The 10,458-nt window shown below is 69.9% G+C and carries 7 protein-coding genes; 4 read left to right on the top strand and 3 right to left on the bottom strand.

What is annotated here, in order from left to right; genetic code table 11:
• Nucleotides 1-143: 143 nt before the first annotated feature.
• The gene (locus tag PMI01_RS04000) at nt 144-1,559 is read right to left on the bottom strand and encodes an MFS transporter (RefSeq protein WP_007663333.1); all 1,416 of its coding nucleotides are present in this window, start codon (nt 1,557-1,559) and stop codon (nt 144-146) included.
• A 97-nt stretch (nt 1,560-1,656) separates the two neighbouring features.
• Here PMI01_RS04000 and PMI01_RS03995 point away from each other — a divergent pair, with 97 nt between their 5' ends.
• Nucleotides 1,657-3,603 carry a glycoside hydrolase family 5 protein gene (locus PMI01_RS03995; RefSeq protein ID WP_007663331.1) on the top strand — a complete coding sequence of 649 codons (1,947 nt, stop codon included), beginning with the start codon at nt 1,657-1,659 and terminating at the stop codon, nt 3,601-3,603.
• 188 nt (nt 3,604-3,791) lie between these two features.
• On the opposite strand, the gene PMI01_RS03990 is transcribed toward PMI01_RS03995, so the two are convergent.
• Complete coding sequence (locus PMI01_RS03990) at nt 3,792-6,023, bottom strand: TonB-dependent receptor (protein ID WP_051989892.1); 2,232 nt, start codon at nt 6,021-6,023, stop codon at nt 3,792-3,794.
• A gap of 57 nt (nt 6,024-6,080) precedes the next feature.
• The gene (locus tag PMI01_RS03985) at nt 6,081-7,685 is read right to left on the bottom strand and encodes a carboxylesterase/lipase family protein (protein WP_007663328.1); all 1,605 of its coding nucleotides are present in this window, start codon (nt 7,683-7,685) and stop codon (nt 6,081-6,083) included.
• A 177-nt stretch (nt 7,686-7,862) separates the two neighbouring features.
• On the opposite strand from PMI01_RS03985, the gene PMI01_RS03980 reads away from it, so the two are divergent.
• From PMI01_RS03980 to PMI01_RS03970, 3 genes are all read left to right on the top strand, one after another.
• Entirely contained in the window at nt 7,863-8,474 is a 612-nt protein-coding gene (locus PMI01_RS03980; RefSeq protein ID WP_007663326.1) for a TetR/AcrR family transcriptional regulator, read from the top strand.
• A 102-nt stretch (nt 8,475-8,576) separates the two neighbouring features.
• The gene (locus PMI01_RS03975) at nt 8,577-8,960 is read left to right on the top strand and encodes a hypothetical protein (protein ID WP_007663324.1); all 384 of its coding nucleotides are present in this window, start codon (nt 8,577-8,579) and stop codon (nt 8,958-8,960) included.
• A 25-nt stretch (nt 8,961-8,985) separates the two neighbouring features.
• A partial coding sequence (locus PMI01_RS03970; RefSeq protein ID WP_007663322.1) for an alpha-L-rhamnosidase N-terminal domain-containing protein occupies nt 8,986-10,458 on the top strand: 1,473 nt, incomplete at its 3' end.

Raw genomic sequence — 10,458 nt, 5'->3', positions numbered from 1 at the left:
GACGGCGGTGATGGTCGCGCCGGCGACCTTCACCTTGGCCAGGTCGTCGCAGGCGGTGGCAGCCTGGGCCTGGGTGGCCAGGGCGGCGGCCCCGGCCAGGGCGAACGACGCGACGAGGGGCGCTGCCCGGAGGGAGGCGGAGGTCATTGAATCACCGTTTCTTGCAGCGAGATCTTGATCGGGGCGATGGGGGTCTGTTCCGAGCGGGCGGCGATCTCGGCCACCATCTTCTCGTGGGCGGCGCGGTTGATCGGGTAGAAGAAGATCAGGCCCGCCGAGCCGATGCCGCCGATCAGCGGGATCCAGAACATCATGGCCTTGATCCCGGCCAGGGTTTCCGGGGTCTGGACGGCGTTGGCCGTGTAGCCGATGTGCGACAGCGCCAGGCCCAGGAAGCCGGCGCCCAGGCCCAGGGCCGCCTTCTGGCCCAGCACCGTCAGGCCGAACACCATCGACTCGGTGCGCACGCCGCTGCGCCATTCGCCGTACTCGACGGTGTCGGGCAGCATGCCCCAGAAGCAGACGACGTAGGAGGCCAGGCCCATGGCCTGCAGCACCACGGCGGCGAACAGCGGGATCACCCCCATGCCGTCGACGAAGTGCCAGACCAGCAGGCCGGCCAGGCCGGGGATGGCGCCGATCAGCCAGGTGGCGCGCTTGCCGACCAGCCGGACCACGACCGCGAAGGCCGGCACGCAGATCGCCGCCGTCAGGGCGCCGATGGCCAGGGCCGTGCTGCCCAGCTTGGCGTCGCCGACCACGTACTTGAAGTAGTAGAGCAGGTTCTTGGAGAACATCGTGCCGGAGAAGGCGCTCAGGGCCACGGCGCCCAGCACCAGGTGCAGGGCGTGGTTGGCGGCCAGGCTGCGGACCACGTCGCGCAGCGGGCGGGGCGGCGGCGGGGCCTCGTCGGCCATGTCCAGGCCGCGCGCGGCCCAGGCCACGCCCAGCAGGCACAGGGCGGCGATCACGCCATAGGCGGCGCCGACGATCAGCCAGCCGCGGCGCGGCGCTTCCGGCGTGCCCAGGGCCTGGGCCAGGGGCAGGGTCAGGGCGGCGACGGCGATCGCCGCCAGGGTGCCGAACACCATCCGGATGCCGGCCATGTCGCCGCGCTGGGCGCTGTCCTTGGTGATGCGGGCGAACAGGGCGGCGTAGGGGATCGAGACCACGGCGTAGAGCGTGCGGAACGCCAGGTGGGTGGCCGCGGCGAAGATGACCGCCGCCGCGCCCGGGGCCGAAGGCCCGGCGAACATGGCGATGAAGCCCAGCGCCAGCGGCGCTCCCCCCATAATGAGATAAGGCCGATAGCGGCCCATGCTGGTGCGGGTGCGGTCGACCAGCAGGCCCAGAACCGGGTCCAGCGCCGCGTCCCAGATCAGGGCGGCCATGTAGATGAAGCCGGCCGTGGCGGCCGGCAGCCCCAGGCTGTCGGTGTAGAAGAACAGCAGGTAGAGCCCGGCCGTCTGCCAATAGAGGTTGAAGCCGAAATCCCCGGCCCCGATGGCGACCTTCTTGAAGGCCGTGAGCTGCGCTCCGTCTGACTGAGTCCCCGACATTTCTTCCCCGTTTCACCCTGGCAGGACTGGACCGGCGGGTCCGTCGTGTTTATTCACCAGTTGTATAACGAAACGAGAATGCCTCCGAGGGGATGGAATGTCAAAGCCGCTGATCGATGTGCGTGGAAGCCTTTTCGTGGACCCGCACGGACGCCAGGCGATCCTGCGCGGCGTCAATCTGGGCGGCGATTGCAAGGTCCCGTGGCCGGACGGAGGCACCGACCGGCCGAGCGACTTCTCCGACCATCGGACGGTCAGCTTCGTCGGCCGGCCGTTCCCGCTGGACGAGGCCGACGTCCATCTGGCGCGCATCGCGCGCTGGGGGTTCAACACCCTGCGGCTACTGACCACCTGGGAGGCGGTCGAACACGCGGGCCCGGGCCAGTACGACCAGGACTATCTCGACTACTTCGTCGCCGTCATCGAGAAGGCCAGGGCCCATGGCCTGCTGGTGTTCGTGGACTTCCACCAGGACGTCTGGAGCCGGATGAGCGGCGGCGACGGGGCGCCGGGCTGGGTGTTCGAGGCCCTGGGCCTGGACTTCACCTGCTTCGACGCGGCCGACGCGGCCCACGTCATGCAGCACCGCTACGACTACGACAGTCCGGAGGCGCGGCAGGAAGACCGCTATCCGATGATGAGCTGGGCGTCGAACTACCGCCTGGCCGCCAACGGCGTGGCCTGGACCGCCTTCTTCGCCGGCGCGACCCTGACCCCGGACTGGACGGTCGAGGGGCGCAACGTCCAGCACTTCCTGCAGGACCACTATCTGGGCGCCATGGCCGTCGTGGCGGCGCGGGTGGCGCACCTGGACAACGTCATCGGCTTCGACACCTTCAACGAGCCCGGCCTCGGCTGGGTGGGTTTGCCGATGAGCCAGCCCCGGCTGCGGGCGACGCCCGAGGACCCGATGCACGTCTGGCCGGGCCCCTACTGGACGCCGCTGGACGCCTTGCGCGCGGCGCGCGGCCAGACGGTGTCGATCACCCGCCTGGGCTGGAGCGACGAGAAGGGCGTGCTGCAGGCGGTGGGCGAGCAGCCCGCCAACCTGGCCGGTGTCTCGATCTGGACGCACGACGGCCCCGACCCCTTCGAACAGGCCGGCGCCTGGCGGTTCGACGGCGAGGGCGGGCAGGTGCTGGACGAGGACTTCTTCCGGGTCCGCGACGGCCGGCCGATCGACCACGAGAACCAGTTCATGGCCCCGTTCTTCGCCCGGGTGGCGCAGACGATCCGGGCCGTGCGCTCCGACTGGCTGGTGTTCGCCGAGCTGTGCCCCTACGTGCTGGGCACCGGGCGGATGTTCCCCGAGGCGATGCCCGAGCGCAGCGTCAACGCCAGCCACTGGTACGACATCAACATCCTGCGCAAGAAGCGCTTCGACCCGGCCCAGGACCTGGACGCCCTGCGGGCCCAGTATTTCAACCAGCTGGCCTATGTGGGTTGGCTGGGCTCGCGGTTCGGCGAGCAGGGCGCGCCGACCCTGATCGGCGAGTTCGGCATCCCCTACGACCTCAACGGCGGCGACGCCTTCGAGGCCTGGGAGCGCGGCCAGCGCGGCCAGGCGCCATGGACCGCCCACGCCCAGGCGCTGGGCCTGATGTACGACGCGCTGGACGCGCTGCGACTGTCCTCGACCCAGTGGAACTACACCGCCAGCAACCGCAACGACCTGCGGGTGGGCGACGGCTGGAACCAGGAGGACCTATCGATCTATTCGGCCGACCAGGTCGATGACGGGGCCAACGATCCCGACGCCGGCGCCCGGGCCCTGCTGGGCTTCTGCCGGCCCTATGCGCGGCTGACCCAGGGGGTGATCGGCGTGATGCGGTTCTCCGAAGGGCGGTTCGACCTGGAGCTGGAGGCCGACCCCGCCATCGACGCCCCGACCGAGATCTACCTGCCGGCCGCGCACTTCCCGAACGGCGTCCAGGTGCGGCTGTCGCAGCCGGACGCCCGCTGGACCCACGACCGCGAGGCGCAGCTTGTCCTGGTCTGGGCCGCCGTGGCGGGGCCGCTGGAGGTGGTGGTGGAACGGGCGTAAAGCCGCGCCCACGGCTGGGGACATGCCCATGGGCATGTCCCCGATCACGCCCGCTTGCCCCTAAAATCCGACAAAAAAAGAGACCGGAGGGCGCAGGCCCTCCGGTCCTAAAGAGCGGGAATCGCTCGACGTCTTCCCGCTTCGGACGGCCGCCTGCTCGGGAAACGATGCAGGCGGCCGCCAAACGCCTAGTAGCGAAGGTTCAGGGTCACGCCGTAGCGGCGGAAGGCGTCGCCGGTCAGCACCTGGCTGTAGTCGCCGGCCCCGCCGAACGGCGTGCCGAACAGGGCGCTGGGGAAGCGCTTGTCGGTGACGTTCTTGCCCCACACCGCCAGCTTCCAGCGGTCGCCCTCGTCGCCGACCCCCAGGGTGAAGCCGAGGATGCCGTAGGCCTTGATCAGGGTGTTGGGGTCCTTGGTCGCCGCGGCGTTGGCGTCGCTGCGCCAGCCGTAGTCGGCCGAGCCGGCCAGCTTCAGGCCGTGGCCGATCGGGCGCTCGTACACCGCCGCCAGGCTGGCCTTCCACTTAGACACCCCGCCCAGGCGCTGGCCCGAGGCGTCATAGCCGTAGAGCGGCGGGGTAAGCGGGGGACGCGACGGGTTCAGCACCACGCAGCCGACGGGCGTGACCACCGGATCGCAGGAGATCGGCGCGAATTGGCCGTACTTGGCGTCGATATAGGCCGCGGCCGCGGTCACCATCAGGCCGGGGGCCAGGATGACGGTCAGGTCGGCTTCGACGCCCCGGGTCTTCAGGTCGCCGGCGTTGATCGTGCGGAAGGCTGGCGGCGTCAGGGTGAAGTCGACGGTCTGGGCCTGATAGTCTTCGAACTTGGTGTCGAAGGCCGCGACGTTCAGCACCGCCAGGCCCTGCAGCAGGGTGGTCTTCACGCCGACCTCGTAGCTGGTCGGAATCTCGGGACCGACCTCCTGGCTGGTCGTGGCGTTGCTGACGCCCGTCTGGTTGAAGCCCGGACCCTTGTAGCCGCGCGAGATGGTCGCATAGCCCATGGTCTTGGCGGCGAACTGGTACTGGGCGCCGATCTTCCAGGAAAGGTTGGTTTCCCGGGCGATGTCGTAGGAGTCCACCTTCGGGTTGACGGCGATGTAGGGGAACGGCTTGGCGAACTGATGGAAATCCAGCGACACCTCGTCACGCGTCAGGCGCGCGCCGCCGATCAGGCTCAGCTGTTCGGTCAGCTGGTAGTGGGCCTGGCCGAAGACGGCGTAGCTGGCGGTGTCCACCAGGCTGTTGATCGTGCTGCTGCCCTTCAGATTGAACGGCAGGCCGAAACCACCCGTCTGGTCGGTGACCTGGATGGTCTTCTGCCGGAAGTAGTAGACGCCGGCCACGTAGTCGAACTTGCCGCCGGTCGGCGAGGCGATGCGCACCTCCTGGCTGACCTGGCGCAGGTCCTGGTTGGAGATGTTGTCGTTGAGGATGTTGACCGGCAGGCTGTCGGAGTCGCCGTTGCTGTCGTCGAAGTCGCGCCGGATGGCGGTGATCGAGGTCAGGGTCAGGCCGGCGGGCAGGCTCCAGTCGACCTGGGCCGCGAAGCCGTAGTTCTCGCGGCGCTTGTACTGCGGTCCGTCGATGCACAGGTTGGTGTTGTCGGGCGAGGCCTTCACGCCGCAGCCGGCATAGACCAAGGCCAGCGCGCCGGCCGGGTTCACCTTGTAGGGCGACCAGGTCACCGACTGGTCCTGCTTGGCGTAGTCGGCGGTCAGCAGCACGTCGATGCTGTCGGTCGGCCGCCACAGCAGCTTGGCGCGGCCGCCCCATTCGTCGTTGCCGTTGAACGCGCGGCCGTCGAACTTGTTGTTCAGCACGCCGTCCAGCTTGTTGACGAAGCCGGCGACCCGCAGGGCGGCCTTGTCGCCCAGCGGCAGGTTCACGGCGGCGTCGGACTTGTTGTAGCCGCCCTCGCCGACACTGACGTTGGCCAGGGCTTCGAGCGCGCCGAGCTTGGGCGACCGGGTGGTGATGCTGACCAGGCCCGCCGAGGCGTTCTTGCCGAACAGCATGCCCTGCGGGCCGCGCAGGATCTCGACCCGAGCCACGTCGTAGAAGCTGCCCAGGGCCATTTCCGGCCGGCCCAGCACGACGCCGTCCAGCACGGTCGAGACCGTCGGCTCGATCGAGGTCGAGAAGGTCGAGGTGCCGACGCCGCGCACCGAGACGCCGAACGAGGTGGCGTCGAAGCTGGGGACCACCAGCTTCAGCTGGTCGATATTGCCGATGTTGCGGCGGATCAGTTCCTGTTCGCCGACCACGCTGATGGCGATCGGCACGTCCTGCAGCTTTTCCTCGCGTTTCTGCGCGGTGACCACCACCTCGGTGATCAGCATGGCTTCGTCAGCCGGCTTGGCCGTCGATTGGGCGTCCTGGGCCAGGGCCTGGCCGGACATCAGCGCGACCATGGAGGCGCCTAGCGCCAATCCCGTCTTGAACCTCAACATTTTCGTCCCCTCCGTTTTTTATGGTTGGTTGGTGGTGGCGGCCTGGGCGTCGCGCAGCGTCGCCAGGGCGCGGATGCGGTCGGGCGAGGTGCCCGGCGCCGCGCCGTCGTTGGTCACGGCCATGCGCAGGTCGGTGGCCGCGTCGTAGCGGGGCCAGCCGGGCAGGGCGGGAGTGTCGGGCGCGCCGGTCTTGGCGAAGGCGACCCAGGTGTCGGCCCAGCGCGTGGCCATGGCCTGGTCGGCCGGCGAGGTCTTGTCCTTCAGCGTCGACAGGGTGTCGAAGACATAGGCCAGGTCGCTGCTGTGCGGCGCGCCCTTCCAGTCCTTGCGCTTGCCCTCTGCGACATAGCCGAAGCTGTACATCCACACCGGCTGGCCGGACCTGGCCGCCAGCCCGGCCAGGGCGCGGGCGGGCTCGACGAACGAGGCGTCGCTTGGCAGGTCGGCGTTCAGCGCCGCCTTGGAGCCGTAGACGCCCAGCAGCTTGTCTTCCGGAATCCCCAGCTGGGCGACGATCTTGCCGGCGAACATCCCCTTCAGGAAGCCGGGGATGATCCCCATCTCGTCGCTGCCCGCGCCGATCAGCAACGGGACCTTGGCCTGGCGGCCGGCCGCGAAGCCTTCGGTCGCCGAACTGGTGACCAGCTTGCCGTCGATCACCGGGCCGGAATAGGTGGCCTCCTCCTGGTTCAGCAGGTCCAGCTTGCCCAGCACCTTGGCGGCGGGCAGGGCGCGCAAGGCTTCGGCGTCCTGGATCTTCACCCCGGCCTTGGCGGCGAAGGCCGTGCCGGTCGATTCGGCCGAGACCTTGCCCGGGCGGTCCTTGGACAGCAGCGGCCACAGGTCGCGGCCGCCGCCCGATTGGGCGATGGCCTGCTGGAACAGGCCGCGCGCCGTGGGAATGAGGAGAAGCTGGTTGACCGAGCCGCCGCCGGCCGACTGGCCGAAGATCGTCACCCTGCCGGGATCACCGCCGAACGCGGCGATGTTGGCCTTCACCCAGGCCAGGGCCGCGACCTGGTCCATCAGGCCGTAGTCGGCCTTGGGCTCGCCCGGATGCTCGGTGGTCAGGGCCGGGTGGGCGAAGAAGCCGAAGCGGCCCAGGCGGTAGTTGAAGGTCACCACGACCACGCCGCGGCGGGCCAGGGCCGCGCCGTCGAACACCGGCTGGCTGCCCGAGCCCATCACGAAGCCGCCGCCGTGGATCCAGACCATGACCGGCGCCTTTGCCGCGTTGTCGGGCGACCAGACGTTCAGGGTCAGGCAGTCCTCGCTGACCGGCAGGGTGGATTGGCTGTCGTCCCAGCCGGCGCGGTTCTGCATGCAGTCCGAGCCGAAGGCCTGGGCGTCGCGCACGCCGGTCCAGGCCTGGGCGGCCTGCGGCGGACGCCAGCGCAGGGCTCCGACCGGCGGCTGGGCGTAGGGCACGCCCTTGAAGGTGTTGACGCCGGCGGCCCTGTAGCCGCGCAGGGCGCCGGTGGCGATCCGGGCTTCGACCGGAGCCAACGACTCCGTTGGCGGCGGGGTCTGGCTCTGAGCGCCGCAGGCGGCCAGGCTCAGGGCCACGGCGAGGAGCGGCGCGTAGGACACGCGCGCCAGTGGCTTTCGCTTCAGATCGCGCATCTTGCGTTTCCCCTCGGACTCTGTGCGGTCCGTATCGACTGTGTTACGTTATGCACTTGTATAATGAAATGTCGAGCCTGATTCACCGCTTGGTGAACCAATTTCATTTCCGCCGAGTCTCTTGTTAGTCTCACCGTGCGTCGCGGGTTGCGGCGCCCACGACCCAGGGATCCCGTCTTGAACATTCGCGCGCGCCAGAAGGCGGCCACCCAGGCCAGCATTCTCCAGTCGGCCTTGGAGATCTTTTCCGAACAGGGCTTCGAGGGCGCGTCGACGCGCGAGATCGCCGCCCATGCGGGCGTGCACCACGCGCTGATCAAGTACCATTTCGACAACAAGGACGCCCTGTGGCGGGCGGCGGTGTCGTTCCTGTTCAAGCGTCAGGCCGAGGAACTGCGGCTGCCGGCTCCGGACGATCCGGCCTACGGCTCGTACCGCGATTTCGCCAAGGCGGTGATCCGGGCGGTGGTGCTGTATTCGGCGCGACACCCCGAGCACGCCCGGCTGATGGTCCAGGAAAGCGTGCGCGACAGCGAGCGTTTCCGCTGGGCGGCCGACGAGTTCATCGTCCACACCCGCAAGGCGGCCGAGGACTTCGTGCTGCTTTGCCAGAAGGAGGGGATCCTGCCCAAGGTCTCGGTCCCGGCCTCGGTCTACATCTTCGTCGGCGCGGCCCAGCTGTTCTACACCCTGGCGCCGGAGGTCCGGCGCGTGTGGGGCGTGGACCCTTCGGACCCCGCGGTGATCGAGGCCCATGCCGACGCCCTGATGGCCATCATGGTGCGCTGATGAGGCTCGACTTTCATTATACAACTGCATAACGTAATAAAGAACGAAGGCGCTCGTCCTTCGCTGGAAACGCTCTTTTTGGCTTTGAATGGAAGGTTCGACATGTCGAGGAAATTGACGATCGCCCTGATGGCGTCGGTGGCGATCCTGTCGGCGGGCGGCATGGCCCAGGCGCGGCAGGCGGCCCCGGCCACGCCCTATTATTCGGTCGACACCAAGATGGCCGACATCTTCGCCGACCCGGCCGCCCGGGCCGTGCTCAGCGAGTTCTTCCGCAAGCGCGGCGAGGCCGCCGGCCAGCCCGAGGCGCCGCCCGAGGAGCAGGCGGCCACGGCCGAGCTGATCAAGGGCCTGAGCCCGCGCGAGCTGGCCGGCTTTCCGCAGGCCAATCTCGACGAGGAGGCGCTGAAGGCCCTGGGCGAGGCCCTGGCCAAGGTGCCCGCGCCGACGGCCTCCGCGACGGGCGCGGCCCCCGGCGCGCACTGATCGCGCCCACCTTCGGAGACGACTGATGGTCAAGGCGACGCGGCGCGATGCGCTCGGCGGCGGCGCGGCGCTGGCCGGCTGGTTGGCGGTGGGCGGCGGCGCCTCGGCGCTGGAAACGGCGAGGGCGCCCGTCGATCCGCGCGCGGAATATGCGCCCAGCCCGATCGGCCTGGACGAGCCGAGACCCCGGCTGATGTGGCGTCCGCCGGCGGTCGGCCAGAGCGCCTACCAGGTGCAGGTCGCCGGATCGGAGGCCGAGCTCGTAGCCGGCCGGACGGTCTGGGACAGCGGCAAGGTCGCCAGCGCCGACGCGGTCGAGGCGGCCTATGCCGGTCCGCCCCTGGCCTCGCGCCAACGCCGCGCCTGGCGGGTCCGGCTGTGGGACGCGGCGGGGCGGGCAGGGGCCTGGGGCGCGCCCGCCGCTTTCGAGATGGGCCTGCTGGATCCCGCCGACTGGGGCGAGGCGGCCTGGATTGGTCGCAACCTGGCCCCGCCGCGCGGCTGGGCCGACCAGGTCCTGACCATCGACTTCACCCTGAGGGGCCGGTTCTTCGACGTGCTGCTGCGGGCCCGGCCCGAGGGCAAGACCTATGGCGAGGCCTATGTCCTGCGGATCGGCGAGGTCGAGGGCGCGCCGTCGCTGATGGTCCAGGTGCGGCAATATCCGGGCGGGACCAGCCCGCAGGTCAAGCTGCGCAAGCTGAAGACCACACCGCTGCCCGCCGCCTTCGCGACCCTGGCCGGCCAGCGCCGGCGACTGGTGATCACCGCCAGGGGCGCGACGCTGAGCGTCAGCCTCGACGGCGTCGTCATCGACACCCTGGACGACACGACCCAGGCCGAGGGCACGTTCGGCTTCCTGGCCCCGGAGGCCGGCGCGGCGACGATCCACGCGGTCAGCCTGACCGCTCCCGACCGCCCGGGTTTCGAGACCCGCTTCGAGGGCGGCGATAATCCGTTCACGGGCGGCGACCCCGGGCCGGACGGCCTGACCATCGCCGCCGGTGTGCCCGGCAAGGACATCATGCTGCCTCTGGCTCACCCGGCGCCACTGCTGCGGCGCGGGTTCGAGGTCGAGGGACCGGTGGCGCGGGCCCGGCTCTATGTCGCGGCCGGCGGCTGGGCCGATCTCAGCCTGAACGGCCAGGCGATCGGCGCCGGCCCCCTGGCCACCGGCTGGACGGCCTATGACAAGCGGGTGCTCTACACGGCCCACGACGTCACGGCCCTGATCGGCGAGGGGCGCAACGTCCTGGCCGCCGAGCTGGGACGTGGCTGGTACGGCGTGACCGAGCCCAACGAATGGTACTTCCACAAGGCGCCGTGGACGGCCGAGCCGGCGATGCGGGCCCGGCTGGAGATCGTCCGGGCCGACGGTTCGACCCAGGTGCTGGTCACCGATCCCTCGTGGCGGAGCGCCGACGGCCCGACCCTGTTCGACTCGATCTATGCTGGAGAGCGCCACGACGCGCGGCGGCTGCCGCGCGGCTGGCGCGAG

Origin of the sequence: Caulobacter sp. AP07 (genome assembly GCF_000281955.1) — a bacterium.
GTDB lineage: Bacteria > Pseudomonadota > Alphaproteobacteria > Caulobacterales > Caulobacteraceae > Caulobacter.
This window is presented reverse-complemented; position numbering and strand designations above follow the sequence as displayed.

Bases quoted from the DNA above. Each gene is read 5' to 3' on its own strand.
- PMI01_RS04000 (WP_007663333.1), bottom strand. From the start codon at position 1,559: ATGTCGGGGACTCAGTCAGACGGAGCGCAGCTCACGGCCTTCAAGAAG.
- PMI01_RS03995 (WP_007663331.1), top strand. From the start codon at position 1,657: ATGTCAAAGCCGCTGATCGATGTGCGTGGAAGCCTTTTCGTGGACCCG.
- PMI01_RS03990 (WP_051989892.1), bottom strand. From the start codon at position 6,023: ATGGTCGCGCTGATGTCCGGCCAGGCCCTGGCCCAGGACGCCCAATCG.
- PMI01_RS03985 (WP_007663328.1), bottom strand. From the start codon at position 7,685: ATGCGCGATCTGAAGCGAAAGCCACTGGCGCGCGTGTCCTACGCGCCG.
- PMI01_RS03975 (WP_007663324.1), top strand. From the start codon at position 8,577: ATGTCGAGGAAATTGACGATCGCCCTGATGGCGTCGGTGGCGATCCTG.